Below are 20,256 nucleotides of genomic sequence, written 5' to 3'. Positions count from 1 at the left end.
CTCGAAGATCAGGCCGCTTCGATCTTGCTGCGGTTCTGCTCGACCTTGTTCAGGTACGCCGCCAGTTTTTCCTGTTCGGCCGGGGTGGTGAATAGCCCCAGCTTGCTGCGGCGCCACAGGATGTCGTGAGCGGTGGTCGCCCACTCTTCGGCGCACAGGTAGTCGACTTCACGGGTGTAGAGACCGCCGCCGATGTGTTCGCCCATGTCGGCCAGGCTGTCCACGCCTTCGAGCATGCGCCAGGTGCGGCTGCCGTAGGTGGTGGCCCAGCGGCGGGCGATTTCGCTTGGCACGAAGTCGAACTTGTCGCGGATCAGCGCGCTCAAGGCCTGTGGCGTGGTCATGTCTTCACCGCCCGGCAGCGTGGCGCTGGCGGTCCAGCTTGGGCGCATCTGGGTGAAGAACGGCATCAGTTGTGCCATCGCCGACTCGGCGAGTTTGCGGTAGGTGGTCAGCTTGCCGCCGAACACCGACAGCAACGGGGCTTCTTCGGTGCTGCCGGACAGCGCCAGGGTGTAGTCGCGGGTCACGGCCGAAGGATTGTCGGATTCGTCGTTGCACAGCGGACGGACGCCCGAGTAGGTGTGCAGGATGTCGTCACGGCTGATCTGCTTCTTGAAGTGGGCGTTGACCACTTTAAGCAGGTAATCGGTTTCGCCGTCGGTGATCGCCACTTTGGCCGGGTCGCCGGTGTACTCGCGGTCGGTGGTGCCGATCAGCGTCAGGTTGTTCAGGTACGGAATGGTGAAAACGATGCGCTGATCTTCGTTTTGCAGGATGTGCGCGTGATCGCCTTCGTACAGTTTCGGCACGATGATGTGGCTACCCTGGATCAGGCGGATGCCGTACGGCGACTCCATCTTCAGGTCGTCACGGATGAACTTGGCGACCCACGGGCCGGCGGCGTTCACCAGTGCCTTGGCGGTGATCGAGAACAGGCTGCCATCGGCGCGTTCCAGGTTCAGGTGCCACAGGCCTTTGGCGCGGCGGGCGCTGACGCAACGGGTCTGGGTGTGCACATGCGCGCCTTTTTCACGGGCGGCCATGGCGTTCAGTACCACGAGGCGGGCGTCATCGACCCAGCAGTCGGAGTATTCGAAACCTTTGGTGATTTCGCTTTTCAGTGCGCTGTCGGCACCGAACTTCAGGCTTTTGGAGCCTGCGAGCTTTTCGCGCTTGCCGAGGTTGTCATACAGGAACAGGCCGGCGCGGATCATCCACGCCGGACGCAGGTGCGGACGGTGCGGCAGCACGAAACGCATCGGCTTGACGATGTGCGGGGCCTTGGCCAGCAGCACTTCGCGTTCGGCCAGGGCTTCGCGCACCAGACGGAATTCATAATGCTCGAGGTAGCGCAGACCACCGTGGATCAGCTTGCTGCTGGCCGACGAGGTGTGGCTGGCCAGGTCGTCCTTTTCGCAAAGGAACACCGAAAGACCGCGACCGGCGGCATCCGCTGCGATCCCCACGCCATTGATCCCGCCGCCAATGACGGCGATATCGTAGATCTCGGAGATAGGGGGCGTACGCAAGGTAGAGGTGGACATCGGCTGGCCTCGGGCTCTTTTGATTTTCTGTCTTGGAAATCGAACATGAATGTTCATTTGCGAAAATGGTAGCCCATAAAGACGCGCGCAGCCAGTCGACTTCGATTGAAAAAACTCATCGAAGGGCGGCTAAAAGAAAATATTCGAACATCAGATGCGCATAAGGCGCCCATGAAGGCGCCTTATGCGTGAGAAGGGTTAAACGACTTCCAGACGAATCTTGTTCTGGCTCAGCAGTTGCGCCAGGGCTGGCACCGGCTGCTGGTCGGTGACCAGGCAATCGATCAGGCTGATCGGACCGAGGCGAATCATCGCGTTACGGCCGAACTTGCTGGAGTCCGCCGCCAGGATCACCTGCCGGGCATTGGCGATGATCGCCTGGGACACCCGCACTTCCTGGTAATCGAAGTCGAGCAGGCTGCCGTCTTCGTCGATGCCACTGATGCCCACCAGCGCAAAGTCGACCTTGAACTGATTGATGAAGTCCACGCTCGCCTGACCCACCACGCCGCCGTCGCGACGGACATTGCCGCCGGTGAGCAGCACATCGAAATCATCCTTGGCACTGAGCATCGAGGCGACGTGCAGGTTGTTGGTGATGATTTTCAGGTGACTGTGATTGAGCAGGGCGCGGGCGATGGATTCGGTGGTAGTGCCGATGTTGATGAACAACGAGGCGTGATCGGGGATCTGCGCGGCGATGGCTTCACCGATGCGTTGTTTTTCATCGCGCATCTGGTCGGCGCGCATCGCATAGGCGGTGTTTTCGACGCTGGAATCATAGGCGGCGCCGCCGTGGTAGCGACGCAGCAGATTGGCTTCCGCCAGTTGATTGATATCGCGGCGGATGGTTTGCGGGGTAACAACGAACAGCGTGGCCATTTCCTCGATGCTCACATAGCCGCGTTCGCGGACCAGCTCGAGGATTTGCTGCTGACGGGGAGGCAGATTCATGGGGCTTCCTTTGGGCTGCCGTGCAAAATTTGCCCATGATGCCGCAGGAATCCGCTCCCGACCAGTTACATGCCGTTACCAGTCCTCAGACTGGCTTATTCAGCATCCTCACGTTCCCAGTCACGGGTACGGCTGACGGCTTTTTTCCAGCCTTTATAGAGCTTCTCTTTTGCCGCTTCGTCCAGGCTCGGTTCGAATTCGTGCTCGATCACTGCCTTGCCGCGCAGTTCTTCCAGGCTGCCCCAGAAACCGCACGCCAGGCCGGCCAGGTAAGCGGCGCCCAGGGCAGTGGTTTCGCGCATTTGCGGGCGCTCGACCTGAGTGCCGAGGATGTCGGCCTGGAACTGCATGAGGAAGTTGTTCGCCACCGCACCGCCGTCCACGCGCAGGGCTTTCAGGCGTTCGCCGGAGTCCTGTTGCATGGCGTCGAGCACGTCGCGGGTCTGGTAGGCGATCGATTCCAGCGCAGCGCGGATGATGTGATCCACACGCACGCCGCGAGTCAGGCCGAACAGCGCGCCACGGGCATACGGGTCCCAGTAGGGAGCGCCGAGGCCGGTAAAGGCTGGCACCAGATAGACGCCGTTGCTGTCCTTCACTTTATTGGCGAAGTACTCGGTGTCGTGGGCGTCGTTGATGATTTTCAGTTCATCGCGCAGCCATTGCACGGTCGAACCGCCGTTGAACACAGCACCTTCCAGTGCGTAGGCCACTTCGCCGCGCGGGCCGCAGGCGATGGTGGTGAGCATGCCGTGTTGCGATTTCACCGCTTTGTCGCCGGTGTTCATCAGCAGGAAGCAGCCGGTGCCATAGGTGTTTTTTGCCTGGCCCGGCTCTACGCACATCTGGCCGAACAGTGCAGCCTGCTGGTCACCGGCGATACCGCCGATGGCGATGCCGCTCTTGGTGCGACCGTAGATTTCCGAGGAGGCTTTGACTTCCGGCAGCATCTCGCGCGGGATGTCGAGGATCTCCAGCATCTTCGAATCCCACTCCAGCGAGTGGATGTTGAAGAGCATGGTGCGCGAGGCGTTGGTGTAGTCGGTGACGTGCACCTTGCCGCCGGTGAATTTCCAGATCAGCCAGCTGTCGACGGTGCCGAACAGCAGTTCGCCGTTGCGCGCACGTTCGCGGCTGCCTTCGACGTTGTCGAGGATCCACTTCAGTTTGGTGCCGGAGAAGTACGGGTCGGTGACCAGGCCGGTGTTCTCACGGATGTAGTCTTCATGACCGTCGCGCTTGAGCTGCTGGCAGATCTCGGTGCTGCGGCGGCATTGCCAGACGATCGCGTTGTAGACCGGGCGGCCGGTGGTCTTGTCCCAGACCACGGTGGTTTCACGCTGGTTGGTGATGCCGATGGCGGCCACCTGATCGTGATGCAGGCCAGCCTGGGCCAGTGCCTCGACCATCACTGCGCTCTGGGTGGCGAAGATTTCCATCGGGTCATGTTCGACCCAACCGGCTTGCGGGTAATGCTGGGCGAATTCGCGCTGCGCGGTGCAGACCACGTTCGCATCGCGGTCGAAAATGATCGCGCGGGAGCTGGTCGTACCCTGATCGAGGGCAATGATGTAGTTCTTATTCTGAATGTCGGTCATGTCGATTGCCTTGGACGAAATAAGGGTGAGTGGGCCGTGGCGCGGGCTCGAAATGGGCAGGAGTCCGCGCCGACTGTTTCAAGAAGTTCTTGGTTTGCCGTCAATGGCCGGTTCTGCGTCCTTTGTAGCAGGTGTGGCGCCGGTCAGGTGACGGGCAATCAGCCCGCGATACCCGGCAGCGCCGAGGCAGGCACCGACAATCGGTGCAAAAATCGGAATCAGGAAGTACGGGATTTCACGGGCGCCGGTGAAGGAAATTTCACCCCAGCCTGCGAAGAAAGTCATCAGTTTCGGACCGAAGTCACGGGCCGGGTTCATCGCGAAACCGGTCAGCGGGCCCATCGAACTGCCGATCACGGCAATCAGCAGACCGATCAGCAGCGGTGCCAGCGGGCCTTTCGGCAGGCCGTTATTGTCATCGGTCAGGGACATGATCACGCCCATCAGGATCGCCGTGATGATCACCTCGACCAGGAACGCCTGAGCGGTCGACAGCGCAGGGTTCGGGAAGGTGGAGAACACCGAGGCCAGTTCCAGGCTGGCGGCCGAGCCACGAACCATATGGTGAGCCTGTTCGAAATCGAAGAACAGGTTGCTGTACAGCGTGTAAACCAACAGCGCGCCGCAGAATGCGCCGGCGATCTGGGAAAGAATGTAGAACGGCAGTTTGCGCTTTTCGAAGTCGGCGAAAATGCTCAGGGCGATACTGACGGCAGGGTTCAGGTGCGCACCGGAAACTCCGGCGGTGAGGTAGATCGCCATGCTCACGCCGACGCCCCAGATGATGCTGATTTCCCACAGGCCGAAACTCGCGCCCGCGACCTTGAGCGCGGCGACGCAGCCCGTACCGAAGAAAATCAGAAGTGCAGTACCCAGAAACTCGGCCAGGCATTGGCTCGAGAGCGATGGTTGCTGTAACGCAGTTGTCATTGAAAACCTCGGTTTTTGTTGTTGTCTGGCGCGTTTGCCGACAGGGCAAGGCGCGATTTTCGCCGGGGCAGGATCCCCATCCTGTTCCCGGTTTACTGCTGGGTGCTGCGGTGACGATAATTCTTACATTATTCAGATTCGAAAAAATATAGACAAGAAACAAAGCTGTCAAAGGTCGAAAGTGAACCATCGGTCACAAATAAACTATCAGTCAGGTGAATGATCCTGCGGGGCACCCGTTGGGCAATCCCACTGTCAGCCTGCAAGCCCCGGGAAACGTGGCGCGCAGTAGAGCCTTTTGCGTGGCGATGGCCTAGAATCCGGCGCAGGATTTTTTGCCACTGCCGAGCCTGGAGCTGCCATGACCCCTGCGTTGGACTTGTTGAAAAAAGTTCGTGCCGAACATCGCGTGCACAGTTACGAACATGACCCCAAGGCCGCGTCCTACGGCCTGGAGGCCGCGGAAAAACTGGGGCTGGAGCCGGCGCAGGTGTTCAAGACGCTGCTGGCGGCCAGTGAAAAAGGCGAATTGCTGGTGGCGGTGGTGCCGGTCGTCGGAAGTCTCGACCTCAAAGGGCTGGCCCACGCTGCCGGAGTGAAGAAAGTGGAAATGGCAGACCCGGCCGCCGCGCAACGTTCCACCGGTTACCTGTTGGGCGGAATCAGCCCGTTGGGGCAGAAAAAACGTCTGCGCACCTTTATCGATAATTCCGCCCAGGCTTTTGCGACCATTTATGTCAGTGCCGGTCGACGTGGCCTGGAAGTCGAATTGGCGCCCGCCGTTCTCGCCGAGCACACCCAGGCGAAGTTCGCCGACATTGGTCGCGCCTGAGTTCTGTATGAGAAAAATTGACCGGTTCTGTCACTGGCGATGAACAAGTCGTAGGGGCATGCTCTTTCGACTGACACAGGGAGAAGGTTATGCAGCTTGAGTTTCATCAGGTCGACGCGTTCAGTGATCGGCCGTTCAGTGGCAACCCGGCGATGGTCTATCGGCTCGACGCCTGGCTCGCGGACGATTTGATGCAGAAGATCGCCGCCGAGCACAACCTGGCGGAAACCGCGTTTCTGGTGCGCGAAGGCCAGGCCTGGCATATCCGCTGGTTCACGCCGACCACCGAGGTGCCGTTGTGCGGTCACGCGACGCTGGCCAGTGCCTATGTGTTGTACGAGATCTATAAGGAAACAGCCGAGCGTCTGGACTTCACCTGCAAGTCCGGTCCGTTGAGTGTCAGCCGCGAAGGTGGCCGGTTGTGGCTGGATTTCCCGGCCATCGAAGCGGTGGAGAAAGGCGTCACCGTGGAGATCGAGCGTGCGCTGAATGTCCAGGCAGTGGATGTTCTGAGTTCCAACGAGCTGTTCGTGGTGCTGGAGTCCGAGCAGGCGGTGCTCGATTGCACGCCGGACATGGTCGCTCTCGCCAAGCTTCCTTGGCTCGGCGCCATCGTCACGGCTCGGGGCAATCAGCATGATTTCGTCTCGCGCTACTTTGCTCCGGCCATCGGCATCAATGAAGACCCGGTGACCGGTTCGACCCATTGCAGCCTGATTCCGTACTGGTCCAAACGTTTGGGCAAATCCAGCCTCACTGCATGTCAGCGTTCGGCACGGGGCGGCGAGCTGTTCTGTCGGCTGGAAGGCGAGCGGGTGAAGATCGGCGGGAATGCGACGCTCGTTGCGAGCGGCACATTGATGCTGGGCTGAAGCAAAAAAAGGGAGCCATCAGGCTCCCTCTTCTTTATGCCGGTCAGTGGGCAGTGCTATACCGGCGAACACCGTTTTCCACGGCCGGAATCTGCGCGGCTGTGCTGCCGGACGCCTGGAACAGCACCAGATGTTCCGCCGCCACGCGAATCCCGACATCCGCACCAACCTGATGGTCTGCGTGGCTCGGGAAGATCGATTCCAGCTGCGCGCCGGTCGGCAGTTGCAGGCGATACAGGGTCGAAGCCCCGAGGAAGGTCTTGCCGACGATCCGTGCTTTCAACCCGCTGTCCGGGGCGTAAACAATGTCGTCCGGACGCAACAGCACATCCACCGCACCGCCGGTCGGCCAGGTGTAGGCGCGGTTGCCGCGTAGTTCGCCGAGTTCGGTGTGCACCGACTCCGGGCTGCCGAGCTGGCCGCGGATGAAGTAGCCCTGACCGATGAAACTGGCCACAAACGGCGTCGCCGGTTCGTGGTAGAGGTTGTACGGCGTATCCCACTGCTCGAGTCGGCCTTCCTTGAACACACCGACGTGATCGCTGACCGCGAAGGCTTCTTCCTGATCGTGAGTCACCAGAATCGCGCTGGTGCCACGGGCCTTGAGAATGTCGCGCACCTCATGGCTGAGCTTGCGTCGCAGTTCTCCGTCGAGGTTGGAGAACGGTTCGTCGAGCAGCAGCAGTTGCGGCTCCGGTGCCAGCGCGCGGGCGAGGGCGACACGTTGCTGCTGGCCACCGGACAATTCGTGGGGGAAGCGCTTGCCGAGATTCTTCAGGTTGACTAGTTCCAGTAACTCTTCGACGACGCGCTCCTTGTTCGGGTGCTTGCGAATGCCGAAGGCGATGTTGTCCGCGACGCTCAGGTGCGGGAACAGCGCGTAGTCCTGAAACACCATGCCGATCCGGCGTTTTTCCGGGGCGAGGGTGAAACCGGCGCTGGAGATGGTCTCACCACCCAGCTGGATTTCCCCTTCATGCACCGGTTCGAAACCGGCGATGGCGCGCAGGGTGGTGGTCTTGCCGCAGCCGGAGGAGCCGAGCAGGCAACCGATGTCACCGGCGTTGAGGTGCAGATTGAGGTTCTGCACCACACGTTGATCTTGATAGCCGCAAGCGAGGTTGCGCAGGTTCAGCAGTAATTCATGACTCATGCGTGGTGATATGCCGGTTCGACGAGGAACTCGAGCAGGGCCTTCTGTGCGTGGAGACGGTTTTCTGCCTGATCCCAGGCGACGGAGCGCGGGTCATCGAGCAGATCGAGGCTGATTTCCTCCCCGCGATGGGCGGGCAGGCAGTGCATGAATAGCACGTCCTCGGCGGCCAGGTCGAGCAGGGCGCGATTTACCTGGAACGGTGCGAACAGCTGCAGACGCTTGGCGGTTTCCTCTTCCTGGCCCATGGAGGTCCAGACGTCGGTGCTCACCAGATGCGCGCCGCGCACGGCGTCCTTCGGGTCGCGGACGATGGTCACGCGGTCACCGGCCCTGGCCACGAACTCGGGATTCGGCTCGTAGCCTTCCGGGCAAGCCACGCGCAACTGGAAGTCGAACTGGATCGCCGCTTCTATATAGCTGTTGCACATGTTGTTGCCGTCGCCGATCCAGGCCACGGTCTTGCCCTGGATCGAGCCACGGTGTTCGAGGAAGGTCTGCATGTCGGCCAGCAACTGGCACGGGTGCAGGTCATCGGACAGGCCGTTGATCACCGGCACGCGGGAGTTGGCGGCGAATTCGGTCAGGGTGCTGTGGGCAAAGGTACGGATCATCACCGCATCGAGCATGCTCGACATGACGATGGCGCAGTCGCCGATGGGTTCGCCACGGCCCAGCTGGGTGTCGCGCGGCGAAAGGAAGATCGCCTGGCCACCGAGCTGGATCATGCCGGCCTCGAAGGAGATCCGGGTGCGGGTCGAGGATTTCTCGAAGATCATCCCCAGGACGCGGTTTTTCAGAGGCTCGAACAGTACGCCGCGGTTACGCAGGTCCTTGAGCTCAACGCCTCGACGGATCACGCTGACCAGCTCTTCGGGCGTGCAATCCATCAGGGAGAGAAAGTGCCTTGCGCTCATCATTGACTACCTTTTTGCTACAAACCGCAGATGCTCAAAGCCTTGTTTATCGGAACAACGGGCGAGACCTGCGGCGTAAGCCGCACGGGGCGACGAAATAGGGGGAGGCGCGATATTGACACTAAATGTCGCGTTTTTCCAATAGGCTACGATTTTTGCGGATTGTGCGGGGGTGACGCGGTCACTCGAAGTGCCGGTTTTGAGCCGGATTCCAGACCTTTGTACACTGGCGCCGCCGGGCTTGGCAATCAGGCAGGGCGGGGATGGAGCAGGCCTGGTCGGTTTGCGACCGGTCGGCCATGGAATCGCTGGTCGGATGTCAGACCTGAAACATTTGCTAAAGCAAAGTGCTGGGTTATAAATAACTCACGAGCGACGCAGGAAGCCTCCGCATGGAATCGAAAGAAAAACTGTTAATGGAATTGCTGGGCCACACGGCACGCTCACTGACTCATCTGACCGCATCGGTCACCTCCCTGTCCTTCGAGCTGCTGCGCAGTGAAGACGAAGTGGTCAAGACCGCCGGCCGCCACATGATCGATCGCATGGCGACCATCAGCACCGGACTCGACGAACACTGGCGACTGATCGGCGAACTTACCGGCGTGCACGTCGCTCACGAACAGATCGAAACCATTCAGGAAATCCAGCTGGCCGCACCGCCCCAGTTGCCTTCCAGTTGATCTCGACGGTCTATCGGCACGCCTGATGGTCGTCGATTCACAAGACGAACGTCGCTGGCGCCGCTCGCGGCCACGCGCCATAGTTTTGTTCCCGCAGGCGTTATTGTCTGCCCAGAACAAGACAGAGACTGGCCATGACCAAGACTCTCCATCACCGTGCGTGCCACCTGTGCGAAGCCATCTGCGGTCTGAGCATCGAAACCACTGAAACCGACGGCCAGGTGCAGATCACCTCGATCAAGGGTGATGCATTGGATACCTTCAGTCGCGGGCACATCTGCCCCAAGGCCGTGGCGCTGCAAGACATCCAGAACGATCCGGATCGCCTGCGCCAGCCCATGCGCCGGGTTGGCAGTGAATGGTTGCCGATCGAGTGGAAGGAGGCCTTTGAGCTGGTGGCTGAAAAGCTGTCGGCGATTCAAGCGCGTCATGGGCAGAACTCGGTTGCCGTGTATCAGGGCAATCCGAGCGTGCACAACTACGGGCTGATGACCCACAGCAATTACTTTCTGGGGCTGCTGAAAACCCGCAATCGTTACTCGGCGACTTCTGTCGACCAACTGCCCCATCACCTGACCAGCTACTTGATGTACGGCCACGGTTTGCTGCTGCCGATCCCGGACATCGATCACACCGACTTCATGCTGATCCTGGGCGGCAACCCGCTGGCGTCCAACGGCAGCATCATGACCGTGCCGGATGTGGAAAAGCGCCTGAAGGCGATTCAGGCCCGGGGCGGCAAAGTGGTAGTGATCGATCCTCGTCGCAGCGAGACGGCGGCGATGGCCGATCAGCATCTGTTCGTGCGTCCGGGTGGCGATGCGGCATTGCTGTTTGGTGTGCTCAATACGCTGTTCAGCGAAGGCTTGACCTCGGACAGCCATCTGCCAGTGGACGGTCTCGACGATGTGCGCGCAGCGGTGGCGGCGTTCACGGCCGAAGCCATGAGCCCGTTGTGTGCCGTTCCCGCCGAACAGATCCGCCAATTGGCCCGGGACTTCGCCGCTGCGCCAAGCGCCGTCTGCTACGGCCGGATGGGCGTTTCCACCCAGGCCTTCGGTACGCTATGCCATTGGGTCGTGCAACTGATCAACCTGGTGACCGGCAATCTCGACCGGGTGGGCGGCGCTCTGTGCACCGAGCCGGCGGTAGATCTGGTGGCGTCGACATCGGGCGGGCATTTCAATAAATGGCAAAGCCGTGTCTCGGGGCGCCCGGAGTACGGCGGCGAGCTGCCGGTCTCGGCGCTGGCCGAAGAGATGCTCACCGAAGGTGAAGGGCAGATTCGCGCATTGATCACCGTCGCTGGCAACCCGGTGCTGTCCACGCCCAACGGCCGGCAACTGGAGCAGGCGCTGGACGGGCTGGAGTTCATGGTCAGCGTCGACCTGTACATCAACGAAACCACGCGCTATGCCGACCTGATTCTGCCGTCCACCTCGGCGCTGGAGAACGATCACTACGACACCACCTTCAATCTGTTCGCGGTGCGCAACGTCACCCGTTTCAACCGGGCGATCCTCGCCAAGCCCGAGGGCGCGTTGCATGACTGGGAAATCTTCGTCGGCCTGGCCAAGGCTTTTGCGGCGAAGACCGACAGGGAACTGAAGCCGACGATGCCGCCGGCGAAGATGATCGACATGGGACTGCGCATGGGTTTGTACGGCGATGCGTCCGAGAACAAATTGTCGCTGGCGACGCTGTTCGATCATCCCCACGGCGTTGATCTGGGGGCGCTGAAACCCAACCTGGCACCGCGATTGAAGACCGCCAATCAACGAGTCCAGGCGGCACCGCCGGAAATTCTTGCCGACCTGGCGCGTTTCTCTGCCATGCAGGCGCCGGCTGCCGGTGAACTGTTGATGATCGGTCGCCGTCATGTGCGCAGCAACAACTCATGGATGCACAACTATCATCGACTGGTGAAGGGCAAGCCGCGTCATCAGTTGTTGATGAACCCGGAGGATCTCGCCAGTCGCGGGCTCACTGATGGTCAGCTTGTACGGGTCAGTTCCAGGGTTGGCCAGATCGAGGTCGAGGTGCTCGGCAGTGCGGACATGATGCCGGGCGTGGTCAGCCTGCCCCACGGCTGGGGCCATGCCCGCCCGGGTGTGCAAATGGCGATTGCCAGCGGCCAGCCGGGTTCCAGCGCCAACGATCTGACCGATGAATGCCAGCTCGACGAGTTGTCGGGCAATGCGGCGCTCAACGGCGTGCCGGTGACGGTGGCGGCGGCTTGAGCATGTCTGTCGGGGAGACCGAGCAGCGCGCTCGGGATTCCGTTACAATGCGCCACCGTGCCGACCCATGAGTCGGAAAGTTCAGCCGAGGTGCTCCATGGATATCATCGAAACGATTAAAGAGCAGATTGCCAACAACACCATTCTGCTTTACATGAAAGGCTCGCCGAATGCCCCGCAGTGTGGCTTCTCCGCGAAAGCTGCGCAGGCCGTCATGGGCTGTGGCGAAAAGTTCGCCTACGTCGACATCCTGCAGAACCCGGAAATCCGTGCCAACCTGCCGAAGTACGCCAACTGGCCAACTTTCCCGCAGCTGTGGGTAGCCGGTGAACTGGTCGGCGGCAGCGACATCATGGCTGAAATGTTCGCCAATGGTGAGCTGCAGACTCTGGTCAAGGAAGCATCCGCCAAGGCTGCTGCGGCCAAGTCCGAAGCCTGATTGGTTTCAGCCCGGATTTCGGCGAGTCTGAAGTCCGGGCAATAAAAAGCCCCGCCTCTCGAAAGAGGGCGGGGCTTTTTAATGTCTCGCGTTCAGCGCTTGCTGATTACTCGTCGTCGCCCATCTGCGATTGCAGATAGTTCTCGAGACCGACTTTATCGATCAGGCCCAGTTGGGTTTCCAGCCAGTCGATGTGTTCTTCTTCGGATTCGAGAATGTCTTCAAGCAGTTCGCGGCTGCCGAAGTCGCCAACCGATTCGCAGTGAGCGATGGCAGCCTTCAGATCGGCGTGGCCGGTCTTCTCGATACGCAGGTCGCACTCCAGCATTTCCTTGGTGTGCTCGCCGATGTGCAGCTTGCCCAGGTCCTGCACGTTCGGCAGACCTTCGAGGAACAGGATGCGCTTGATCAGCTTGTCCGCGTGCTTCATCTCGTCGATGGATTCGTGATACTCGTGTTTGCCCAGCTTGTTCAGGCCCCAATCTTCATACATGCGCGCATGCAGGAAGTACTGATTGATCGCGACCAGCTCATTGGCAAGGATCTTGTTGAGATGCTGGATGACTGTTACGTCGCCTTTCATGATGGGAGTCCTGCCCTAAGTAGCGGTATATACGGCAGAGTTTGAGCTTGGTATTTATAAGTGTCAAACCTAAGTTATTGAATAATATATGAAAATTAATCGGAATAAGAATGTTTGTGTTCCGCGTCTAGTCGCTAAGCAATTGATTTGCAGGCATAAAAAAACCGGACATTAGTCCGGTTCTTCGAATTGGGTGCAATTACGCGGCAGTAAATTCTACAGGGTAGGGGATCGCGGCCTGGGCGGTTTGCAGCTTGGTCAGGGTTTCGCGTACCACTTCCTTCGCGAGGCAGGCACATTTGCCGCATTGGCTGGCTACGCCGGTGGCCTGACGGACTTCTTTATAGCTGCAGCAACCTTCATAGATCGCTTCGCGGATCTGTCCGTCGGTGACGCCAGTGCAGAGGCAAACATACATAAGTGAGAACCGTCGCTGGTTGTGGCTCAATTGCGATGGATCTTAATGTTAACGAGAATGATTGTCAAAGTGCTTTCCCAACGGTTTTCATCGCCAGCGGCTGTGACTGACGAACGGTGGTGCATGGCTGAATGCCAGCCGGGATTTCGCGAAAAACCTTTGAGGACAGTCGAAAAACGCAGTGTATGATGGTCGGCCCTTGCGAAGGGGGTTCGTGTCACAGGGCTGTCGCCTGAGGGTGACAGGCTGGCGCGGACCCTGAACTTCAAGTTTCTACACCAGGAGATATCAATGAGCGTACTCGTAGGCAAACAAGCCCCTGACTTCACCGTCCCGGCCGTACTCGGCAATGGCGAGATCGTTGACAGCTTCACCCTGTCCTCGGCCATCAAAGGCAAATACGGCCTGGTGTTCTTCTACCCGCTGGACTTCACCTTCGTCTGCCCGTCCGAGCTGATCGCTCTGGACAACCGCATGGCTGACTTCAAGGCGCGCAACGTAGAAGTGGTCGCTGTGTCGATCGACTCGCACTTCACCCACAACGCCTGGCGCAACACCCCGGTCAACAATGGCGGCATCGGCCAGGTGAAATACACCATGGCTGCCGACATGAAGCACGAAATCGCCAAGGCCTACGACGTTGAATCCGAAGGCGGCGTGGCTTTCCGTGGCGCGTTCCTGATCGACGACAAAGGCGTTGTCCGCTCGCAGATCATCAACGACCTGCCGCTGGGCCGTAACATGGAAGAGCTGATCCGTCTGGTCGACGCTCTGCAATTCCACGAAGAGCACGGCGAAGTCTGCCCTGCCAACTGGAAGAAAGGCGACAAAGGCATGAACGCTTCGCCGGAAGGCGTTGCGGCTTACCTGACCGAGAACGCTGCTGCCCTGTAAGGCGCAACGTCGAGGTACAAAAAAACCGGCCCATGTGGCCGGTTTTTTATGCTCGGTAGAAAACCGACGACCATCAGTCGTCGAAGTCTTCCCAGCCGCCCATCTGTTTCCAGCGGTTGACGATACCGCAGAACAGCTCGGCGGTCTTTTCGGTGTCGTAACGCGCGGAGTGCGCTTCACGGCCATCGAAATCGATGTCGGCTGCCTGGCAGGCCTTGGCCAGTACGGTCTGACCATACGCCAGACCGGCGAGGGTCGCGGTGTCGAAGCTGGAGAACGGGTGGAACGGATTGCGCTTCATGTCCAGCCGCGCGACGGCAGCGTTGAGGAAGCCCAGGTCAAAGCTGCTGTTGTGGCCGACCAGGATCGCCCGCTTGCAACCGTTGGCCTTCAAGGCCTTGCGCACGCCTCGGAAGATGTCGGTCAGGGCCGTTTCTTCACTGACCGCCATGCGCAACGGGTGATCGAGCTTGATCCCGGTGAACTCCAGCGCCGCCGCTTCGATGTTGGCGCCTTCGAACGGCTCGACACGGAAGAAGTAGGTGTGATCCGGGTAGACGAAACCCTTTTCATCCATGGCGATGGTGGTCGCGGCAATCTCCAGCAACGCATCGGTGGCCGAGTTGAAGCCACCGGTCTCTACGTCGACGACAACCGGCAGGTAGCCGCGAAAGCGTGCTGCCATCGGATGGCGCGAACCGCCGCCACCTTGACCGTCCAGTTCGTCGTCGAAATGGTCTTCACTCACGCGTGTTCCTCCAGCAGGCGCCAGCGCAGTTTTTCACCGGCGCGCAGCGGGATAACGTTCAGCTCGCCGAAAGGCAGGCTGGTCGGGGCGGTCCATTCTTCACGAACCAGGGTGATACGGTCGGTGTTGGCCGGCAGATCGTAGAAGCGCGGGCCGTTGAGGCTGGCGAAGGCTTCGAGCTTGTCCAGCGCATTGCGCTGCTCGAAGGCTTCGGCATACAGCTCGATGGCAGCGTACGCGGTGTAGCAGCCGGCGCAGCCGCAGGCGGCTTCCTTGGCGTGCTGGGCGTGCGGCGCCGAGTCGGTGCCGAGGAAGAACTTCGCGCTGCCGCTGGTGGCCGCGTCGAGCAGAGCTTCCTGATGCGTATTACGCTTGAGGATCGGCAGGCAGTAGAAATGCGGCCGGATCCCGCCCACCAGCATGTGGTTGCGGTTGTACAGCAGGTGATGCGCGGTGATGGTCGCGCCGACGTTGGCCGAAGCCTCATTGACGAACTGCACGGCATCGCCGGTGGTGATGTGTTCGAACACGACCTTGAGCGTCGGGAAACGCTCGACCACGCGGCGCATGTGCTCGTCGATGAAGATTTTTTCGCGGTCGAACACGTCGACGTCGCCACGGGTGACTTCGCCGTGGATCAACAGCGGCATGCCGACTTCGGCCATGGCTTCCAGCGCCGGGAAGATCTTGTCGATGCTGGTGACCCCGGAATCGGAGTTGGTGGTGGCGCCGGCCGGGTACAACTTGGCCGCGTGGACAAAACCGCTGGCCTTGGCTTCACGAATTTCTTCGGGCTGGGTACGGTCGGTGAGGTACAGCACCATCAACGGCTCGAAACGACTGCCGGCCGGGCGGGCAGCGAGAATCCGCTGGCGATAGCCGTCGGCTTCAGCGGCGTTGCGCACCGGAGGTACCAGGTTAGGCATGATGATGGCGCGACCAAAGGTGCGCGCAACATCTGCAACGGTATTGGTCAACACGGCACCATCGCGAAGATGAATGTGCCAGTCGTCGGGACGCAGCAGGGTCAGGCGGTCGGACATGAGGGGATTCCAGGCGGGTCAAACTGAGGCGAATGCTACCGGAAAAGACTCTTGCAGGCACTCGCTATCAAGTTTTGCGACGAGCGTCCGATATCCCATAGGTATGCCGTAAACATGTATGTATCGGTCTTTTTTGTTGTAGAAGCCAATGGAGCCTCCCGTGCGCCAGCGTTATTTAGCCTTGCTCAGTGTGTTTGCCAGTCTTCCCGCGATGGCACTGACCTACCAGACCCGTCTGGAGAACATTGAGTGGACGGTCGAAGGCGACAAGTTCGAATGCCGCCTGACGCAGCCGATCACCGATTTCGGCTCGGGCCAGTTCGTGCGCAAGGCCGGCGAGCAGGCGATCTTCCGCCTGAATGCCTACAACGCGATGCTGGGCGGTGGTTCAGCAACTTTGCTGGCGGCGGCAGCGCCCTGGCAGCCGGGACGCAATGACATCAATCTGGGCAGCGTCAGGATCGGCACCGGCAACGTGTTGTTCAACAGTTCACAATCGCAGGCCGGCGGGTTGATCAGCGGTTTGCTGGAAGGTCGCAGCCCGGTGGTGCGGCGTGCCTCCGGCGATGGACGGGTTTCCGAAGTGCGTCTGCTGCCGGTGAAGTTCAGCAAGGCGTTCAATGACTATCAGACCTGCGTGGCGAAATTGCTCCCGCAGAATTTCGATCAGGTCAAAAACTCGCAGGTCGGTTTTCCGGGCGAAGGCACCGATCTGGACGCCGCCGCGAAAGCCAAACTGCAAGTGATGCTCGAGTTCATGAGGGCCGATCCGACGGTCAATCACATTGAGCTCGATGGCTATTCCGACAACAGCGGCAATCGCCTGACCAATCGTGAGTTGTCGCGCCGTCGTGCGCTGGCGGTGGTCGATTTCTTCAAGGCCAACGGCATCGCCGAATCGCAGATCACCGTGCGTTTCCACGGCGAGCAATACCCGCTGGTACCGAACACCAACGCCGCCAACCGGGCGAAAAACCGGCGAGTCAGCGTGAAGTTGGCCCGGGTGGCACCGGTTACCGCTCCAGCACCTCAAGCCAGTACGCCAGCCAACGCCGCGGCGACTTCCTGACCTGTCGGTCATCGTCGCGCTCTCGACAGATTCTGTCGCTTTGTCGTCTTAAGCTGTCGCGCCTCTGTAAATTATCGCGTTTGAGCGGTAGACTCCTCGGCTTTCCGTAGAACCCCGTGGAGTGATGGCATGGCGGACGTAAACAAGGTCGTTCTGGCGTATTCCGGCGGCCTGGACACTTCGGTGATCCTCAAGTGGCTGCAGGATACTTATAACTGTGAAGTCGTGACCTTCACCGCTGACCTGGGTCAGGGCGAAGAGGTCGAGCCGGCTCGCGCCAAGGCTCAGGCCATGGGCGTCAAAGAAATCTACATCGACGACCTGCGCGAAGAATTCGTGCGTGACTTCGTGTTCCCGATGTTCCGCGCCAACACCGTTTACGAAGGCGAGTACCTGCTGGGTACTTCCATCGCGCGTCCGCTGATCGCCAAGCGTCTGATCGAAATCGCCAACGAAACCGGCGCCGACGCCATTTCCCACGGCGCGACGGGCAAGGGCAACGACCAGGTACGTTTCGAGCTGGGTGCCTACGCGCTCAAGCCAGGCGTGAAAGTGATCGCCCCTTGGCGCGAGTGGGACCTGCTGTCCCGCGAGAAGCTGATGGATTACGCCGAGAAGCACGCGATCCCGATCGAGCGTCATGGCAAGAAGAAATCCCCGTACTCGATGGACGCCAACCTGCTGCACATCTCCTATGAAGGCGGCGTGCTGGAAGACACCTGGACCGAGCACGAGGAAGACATGTGGCGCTGGACCGTCTCCCCGGAGAAGGCTCCCGACACCCCGCAATACCTGGAACTGACCTACCGCAACGGCGACATCGTCGCGCTGGACGGCGTCGAAATGACCCCGGCCACCGTGCTGGCAACCCTGAACAAGATCGGTGGTCAACACGGTATCGGCCGTCTCGACATCGTTGAAAACCGTTACGTCGGCATGAAGTCCCGTGGCTGCTACGAAACCCCGGGCGGCACGATCATGCTGCGTGCTCACCGCGCCATTGAATCGATCACCCTGGACCGCGAAGTCGCTCACCTGAAAGACGAGTTGATGCCGAAGTATGCTAGCCTGATCTACACCGGCTACTGGTGGAGCCCTGAGCGTCTGATGCTGCAACAGATGATCGACGCATCCCAGGTCAACGTGAACGGCGTCGTGCGCCTGAAACTGTACAAGGGCAACGTGATCGTGACCGGCCGCAAGTCCGACGACTCGCTGTTCGACGCCAACATCGCGACCTTCGAAGAAGACGGCGGCGCCTACAACCAGGCCGACGCGGCGGGCTTCATCAAGCTCAATGCCCTGCGTATGCGTATTGCTGCCAACAAGGGCCGCAAGCTGTTCTAAGCCCCCTCGGGCCTGATGTGAAATAGCGGCCTTGTCGTTGTGACAAGGCCGCTATGTTGGAAAACCCTTCTGTTTACCTGATCGTTGCCCATCAGCGTTTCCGTATCAATGGGTACTTTGTGCATCGCACTGATGCGCTTCGTGTATCCGCGCCTCAATTTAAACTTTCCCCAATACAGTCATGTTCAACGAGTGGACGTCGTAAATAATACAATGCGTCGTTCCCATGGTTTTTTTTCCTTGATTGAGCGTTTTGGCGAAATTCTCTTTCGGTAAAATATCCGACATGTCGTCGGTTAAAACGAGGAGTATTTTTGGTAAGTTCTTACCTGAGTGTGGGATTTTTTTCAATAATGTGTCGATTTTTGAATCGCTATTCGGTCCTCGAGTATCAATGATGCACAGTGTGCTCAGTGGTTTTGATAGTTTTACGGTGTGCAGTCCTGTATTCGATTGAACTGTAGACTCGCCGAGGCAGTCAGGGGAGTCATCTTTAAAAGCTTTGAGGAAGTTCTTGTCGTTACCAAAGTCAGAGGGCGCGTAAAGGGAACGATAGTTGAAGTTCAATGTAATGAAGAATAGGAATAACAAATAGAATGGAAAGCTGATCAGAAACCAGATGTAGATTTCCCGTTCGTCGTTGTCAAGGAATGGCAAGGACACCGCTGCGGACGTTTCGGAGATAAACGCGAATATGGCAATGACACTGATGGGGTTGGTGATTTTTCCGTTGATCTTTAGCATATTCTTTACTCATGAGTTTGATCTTTCTCATTATGTTGGGTGGTTTTAATTGTTGTAATTGGAGGGCTTTTTCTCGCCGGTATTTGGTGTTTATAGTAAAAAAAATCGAATGGATATAAGTATGTTGTTTCAGTTTTTTTGTCGTGTTGAGTACATCTTTTCACGGTTCGCTTTCCAGTAGTCATGCAAATAAGTCTTTTCTGTAGGATAAATCTCTATTGCCTGTAGGAAGCGTCTCTCGCTACGGGTGCATGGGAACTTTGCTATGCCACGGGTGAAATGACTACGTTATTGTGCCGGTTCTAAAAATTCGAACAGCGAAACTGGACTTGCCCATGAATAAAGTGCTGATCGTGGATGATCATCCTGTCATTCGTCTTGCGGTGCGTATGCTGATGGAGCGTCATGGCTACGAAGTCATTGCAGAAACGGATAACGGAGTGGATGCCTTACAACTGGCTCGCGACCAGATGCCCGATATTGTCATTCTGGATATCGGTATACCGAAACTTGACGGTCTGGAAGTGATTGCGCGACTTACGACCAGCGCGATGCCCTTGAAAGTGCTGGTACTGACATCCCAGGCTCCGGGGCATTTCTCCATGCGTTGCATGCAGTCGGGGGCAGCAGGATATGTCTGTAAACAACAGGATTTGACCGAACTGCTCAGTGCTATCAAGGCTGTGCTGTCCGGGTACAGTTATTTTCCGAATCAGGCGTTGCACACCGTACGCACCAGCCTGGGAAACGCCAGTGAAGCCGATATGGTCGATCGTCTTTCCGGGCGCGAGATGATGGTGTTGCAGCAGCTGGCACGCGGCAAGACCAACAAGGAAATCGCCGATGGCATGTTTCTCAGCAACAAGACCGTCAGCACCTACAAGACACGGTTGCTGTTGAAGCTCAACGCGCGTTCGCTGGTGGATCTGATCGAGCTGGCCCAGCGCAATGGTCTGGTCTGACCGCTTCAGATGCTGACGGATCATGGGCAGATCGGCATCAGCTTGCAGCAGAAACGAAAAAGCCTCCGTTGCGGAGGCTTTTAAATGTCAGAGATCAAAGTCGTAATCGGCCAATTGCTTTTGCAGTCGGCGTTCCTCAAGCATGTTATCGATGGTCCGGCGTTTGCTCAGGTTGGTCTTGGCGACCTCAACCACCGGTTCGTCGTCCGCATCCGCGACGAAATCGTCTTCTACGTCCACTTGCTCTTTGCTGGTGCTCATAAGGTTAACTCCAGGCTAAGAC

General features: G+C 59.0%; 21 protein-coding genes. 9 read left to right on the top strand and 12 right to left on the bottom strand.

Going from position 1 to position 20,256, the window contains the following annotated elements; genetic code table 11:
* Positions 1 to 8: 8 nt before the first annotated feature.
* The 4 genes from glpD to DLD99_RS22890 all read right to left on the bottom strand — a co-directional run bounded on the left by glpD (position 9) and on the right by DLD99_RS22890 (position 5,029).
* Positions 9 to 1,547 carry a glycerol-3-phosphate dehydrogenase gene (glpD, locus tag DLD99_RS22905; protein ID WP_114885228.1) on the bottom strand — a complete coding sequence of 513 codons (1,539 nt, stop codon included), beginning with the start codon at positions 1,545 to 1,547 and terminating at the stop codon, positions 9 to 11.
* A 198-nt stretch (positions 1,548 to 1,745) separates the two neighbouring features.
* Positions 1,746 to 2,501, bottom strand: coding sequence for a DeoR family transcriptional regulator (locus DLD99_RS22900; RefSeq protein ID WP_085709487.1), 756 nt, complete (start codon positions 2,499 to 2,501; stop codon positions 1,746 to 1,748).
* Positions 2,502 to 2,596: 95 nt separating this feature from the next.
* Positions 2,597 to 4,099 (bottom strand): glycerol kinase GlpK, encoded by a 1,503-nt coding sequence (gene glpK / locus DLD99_RS22895; protein WP_114885226.1) that lies wholly within the window; start codon positions 4,097 to 4,099, stop codon positions 2,597 to 2,599.
* Between the two features lie 78 nt (positions 4,100 to 4,177).
* On the bottom strand, positions 4,178 to 5,029 hold the full coding sequence (locus tag DLD99_RS22890; RefSeq protein ID WP_114885224.1) for an MIP/aquaporin family protein: 852 nt from the start codon (positions 5,027 to 5,029) through the stop codon (positions 4,178 to 4,180).
* 361 nt (positions 5,030 to 5,390) lie between these two features.
* Here DLD99_RS22890 and ybaK point away from each other — a divergent pair, with 361 nt between their 5' ends.
* On the top strand, positions 5,391 to 5,861 hold the full coding sequence (gene ybaK / locus DLD99_RS22885; protein ID WP_114885222.1) for a Cys-tRNA(Pro) deacylase: 471 nt from the start codon (positions 5,391 to 5,393) through the stop codon (positions 5,859 to 5,861).
* 89 nt (positions 5,862 to 5,950) lie between these two features.
* Positions 5,951 to 6,733: a PhzF family phenazine biosynthesis protein gene (locus tag DLD99_RS22880; protein ID WP_114885220.1), complete on the top strand. Its 783-nt coding sequence runs from the start codon at positions 5,951 to 5,953 to the stop codon at positions 6,731 to 6,733.
* A gap of 43 nt (positions 6,734 to 6,776) precedes the next feature.
* On the opposite strand, the gene DLD99_RS22875 is transcribed toward DLD99_RS22880, so the two are convergent.
* Both DLD99_RS22875 and argF read right to left on the bottom strand, forming a co-directional pair.
* A complete protein-coding gene (locus DLD99_RS22875; RefSeq protein WP_114885218.1) occupies positions 6,777 to 7,886 on the bottom strand; it encodes an ABC transporter ATP-binding protein in 1,110 nt (369 codons plus the stop codon).
* Complete coding sequence (argF, locus tag DLD99_RS22870; protein WP_085709493.1) at positions 7,883 to 8,803, bottom strand: ornithine carbamoyltransferase; 921 nt, start codon at positions 8,801 to 8,803, stop codon at positions 7,883 to 7,885. The genes DLD99_RS22875 and argF overlap by 4 nt, the downstream gene beginning before the upstream one ends.
* Before the next feature lie 392 nt (positions 8,804 to 9,195).
* Between argF and DLD99_RS22865 the strand changes: the two genes are divergently transcribed.
* From DLD99_RS22865 to grxD, 3 genes are all read left to right on the top strand, one after another.
* Entirely contained in the window at positions 9,196 to 9,486 is a 291-nt protein-coding gene (locus DLD99_RS22865; RefSeq protein WP_085730176.1) for a hypothetical protein, read from the top strand.
* Between the two features lie 134 nt (positions 9,487 to 9,620).
* A complete protein-coding gene (locus tag DLD99_RS22860) occupies positions 9,621 to 11,726 on the top strand; it encodes a molybdopterin oxidoreductase family protein (protein WP_114885216.1) in 2,106 nt (701 codons plus the stop codon).
* 97 nt (positions 11,727 to 11,823) lie between these two features.
* Positions 11,824 to 12,165 carry a Grx4 family monothiol glutaredoxin gene (gene grxD, locus DLD99_RS22855; RefSeq protein ID WP_039765841.1) on the top strand — a complete coding sequence of 114 codons (342 nt, stop codon included), beginning with the start codon at positions 11,824 to 11,826 and terminating at the stop codon, positions 12,163 to 12,165.
* Positions 12,166 to 12,271: 106 nt separating this feature from the next.
* Here the strand turns inward: grxD and bfr are convergent, their stop codons facing one another.
* Both bfr and DLD99_RS22845 read right to left on the bottom strand, forming a co-directional pair.
* Positions 12,272 to 12,748 (bottom strand): bacterioferritin, encoded by a 477-nt coding sequence (gene bfr / locus DLD99_RS22850; protein ID WP_114885214.1) that lies wholly within the window; start codon positions 12,746 to 12,748, stop codon positions 12,272 to 12,274.
* A gap of 199 nt (positions 12,749 to 12,947) precedes the next feature.
* Positions 12,948 to 13,166: a bacterioferritin-associated ferredoxin gene (locus DLD99_RS22845; protein WP_003227725.1), complete on the bottom strand. Its 219-nt coding sequence runs from the start codon at positions 13,164 to 13,166 to the stop codon at positions 12,948 to 12,950.
* 291 nt (positions 13,167 to 13,457) lie between these two features.
* On the opposite strand from DLD99_RS22845, the gene DLD99_RS22840 reads away from it, so the two are divergent.
* A complete protein-coding gene (locus DLD99_RS22840; RefSeq protein WP_007963972.1) occupies positions 13,458 to 14,060 on the top strand; it encodes a peroxiredoxin in 603 nt (200 codons plus the stop codon).
* Between the two features lie 73 nt (positions 14,061 to 14,133).
* On the opposite strand, the gene rnt is transcribed toward DLD99_RS22840, so the two are convergent.
* Together rnt and pyrC are read right to left on the bottom strand one after the other, a co-directional pair.
* Positions 14,134 to 14,808, bottom strand: coding sequence for a ribonuclease T (gene rnt / locus DLD99_RS22835; protein ID WP_085709496.1), 675 nt, complete (start codon positions 14,806 to 14,808; stop codon positions 14,134 to 14,136).
* Positions 14,805 to 15,851, bottom strand: coding sequence for a dihydroorotase (pyrC, locus tag DLD99_RS22830; protein ID WP_114885212.1), 1,047 nt, complete (start codon positions 15,849 to 15,851; stop codon positions 14,805 to 14,807). The genes rnt and pyrC overlap by 4 nt, the downstream gene beginning before the upstream one ends.
* A gap of 160 nt (positions 15,852 to 16,011) precedes the next feature.
* Here pyrC and DLD99_RS22825 point away from each other — a divergent pair, with 160 nt between their 5' ends.
* Positions 16,012 to 16,920, top strand: coding sequence for a flagellar protein MotY (locus DLD99_RS22825; RefSeq protein ID WP_114885210.1), 909 nt, complete (start codon positions 16,012 to 16,014; stop codon positions 16,918 to 16,920).
* 129 nt (positions 16,921 to 17,049) lie between these two features.
* Positions 17,050 to 18,267: an argininosuccinate synthase gene (locus DLD99_RS22820; RefSeq protein ID WP_007963976.1), complete on the top strand. Its 1,218-nt coding sequence runs from the start codon at positions 17,050 to 17,052 to the stop codon at positions 18,265 to 18,267.
* Between the two features lie 159 nt (positions 18,268 to 18,426).
* Here the strand turns inward: DLD99_RS22820 and DLD99_RS22815 are convergent, their stop codons facing one another.
* A complete protein-coding gene (locus tag DLD99_RS22815) occupies positions 18,427 to 19,011 on the bottom strand; it encodes a hypothetical protein (RefSeq protein WP_114885208.1) in 585 nt (194 codons plus the stop codon).
* Between the two features lie 335 nt (positions 19,012 to 19,346).
* On the opposite strand from DLD99_RS22815, the gene DLD99_RS22810 reads away from it, so the two are divergent.
* Entirely contained in the window at positions 19,347 to 19,973 is a 627-nt protein-coding gene (locus DLD99_RS22810) for a response regulator transcription factor (RefSeq protein WP_085730184.1), read from the top strand.
* A gap of 87 nt (positions 19,974 to 20,060) precedes the next feature.
* Here the strand turns inward: DLD99_RS22810 and DLD99_RS29270 are convergent, their stop codons facing one another.
* Positions 20,061 to 20,234, bottom strand: a complete 174-nt coding sequence (locus DLD99_RS29270) for a PA3496 family putative envelope integrity protein (protein ID WP_167443787.1) — start codon at positions 20,232 to 20,234, stop codon at positions 20,061 to 20,063.
* Positions 20,235 to 20,256: the final 22 nt, after the last annotated feature.

The organism is Pseudomonas kribbensis (assembly GCF_003352185.1).
Classification (GTDB): Bacteria; Pseudomonadota; Gammaproteobacteria; order Pseudomonadales; family Pseudomonadaceae; genus Aquipseudomonas; species Aquipseudomonas kribbensis.
Note: the sequence above shows the minus strand (reverse complement) of the source record. Positions and strands in the feature narration are given on the sequence as shown.

Coding starts and splice junctions, on each gene's coding strand:
- glpD (WP_114885228.1), bottom strand. CDS start 1,547: ATGTCCACCTCTACCTTGCGTACGCCCCCTATCTCCGAGATCTACGAT.
- DLD99_RS22900 (WP_085709487.1), bottom strand. CDS start 2,501: ATGAATCTGCCTCCCCGTCAGCAGCAAATCCTCGAGCTGGTCCGCGAA.
- glpK (WP_114885226.1), bottom strand. CDS start 4,099: ATGACCGACATTCAGAATAAGAACTACATCATTGCCCTCGATCAGGGT.
- DLD99_RS22890 (WP_114885224.1), bottom strand. CDS start 5,029: ATGACAACTGCGTTACAGCAACCATCGCTCTCGAGCCAATGCCTGGCC.
- ybaK (WP_114885222.1), top strand. CDS start 5,391: ATGACCCCTGCGTTGGACTTGTTGAAAAAAGTTCGTGCCGAACATCGC.
- DLD99_RS22880 (WP_114885220.1), top strand. CDS start 5,951: ATGCAGCTTGAGTTTCATCAGGTCGACGCGTTCAGTGATCGGCCGTTC.
- DLD99_RS22875 (WP_114885218.1), bottom strand. CDS start 7,886: ATGAGTCATGAATTACTGCTGAACCTGCGCAACCTCGCTTGCGGCTAT.
- argF (WP_085709493.1), bottom strand. CDS start 8,803: ATGAGCGCAAGGCACTTTCTCTCCCTGATGGATTGCACGCCCGAAGAG.
- DLD99_RS22865 (WP_085730176.1), top strand. CDS start 9,196: ATGGAATCGAAAGAAAAACTGTTAATGGAATTGCTGGGCCACACGGCA.
- DLD99_RS22860 (WP_114885216.1), top strand. CDS start 9,621: ATGACCAAGACTCTCCATCACCGTGCGTGCCACCTGTGCGAAGCCATC.
- grxD (WP_039765841.1), top strand. CDS start 11,824: ATGGATATCATCGAAACGATTAAAGAGCAGATTGCCAACAACACCATT.
- bfr (WP_114885214.1), bottom strand. CDS start 12,748: ATGAAAGGCGACGTAACAGTCATCCAGCATCTCAACAAGATCCTTGCC.
- DLD99_RS22845 (WP_003227725.1), bottom strand. CDS start 13,166: ATGTATGTTTGCCTCTGCACTGGCGTCACCGACGGACAGATCCGCGAA.
- DLD99_RS22840 (WP_007963972.1), top strand. CDS start 13,458: ATGAGCGTACTCGTAGGCAAACAAGCCCCTGACTTCACCGTCCCGGCC.
- pyrC (WP_114885212.1), bottom strand. CDS start 15,851: ATGTCCGACCGCCTGACCCTGCTGCGTCCCGACGACTGGCACATTCAT.
- DLD99_RS22820 (WP_007963976.1), top strand. CDS start 17,050: ATGGCGGACGTAAACAAGGTCGTTCTGGCGTATTCCGGCGGCCTGGAC.
- DLD99_RS22815 (WP_114885208.1), bottom strand. CDS start 19,011: ATGCTAAAGATCAACGGAAAAATCACCAACCCCATCAGTGTCATTGCC.
- DLD99_RS22810 (WP_085730184.1), top strand. CDS start 19,347: ATGAATAAAGTGCTGATCGTGGATGATCATCCTGTCATTCGTCTTGCG.
- DLD99_RS29270 (WP_167443787.1), bottom strand. CDS start 20,234: ATGAGCACCAGCAAAGAGCAAGTGGACGTAGAAGACGATTTCGTCGCG.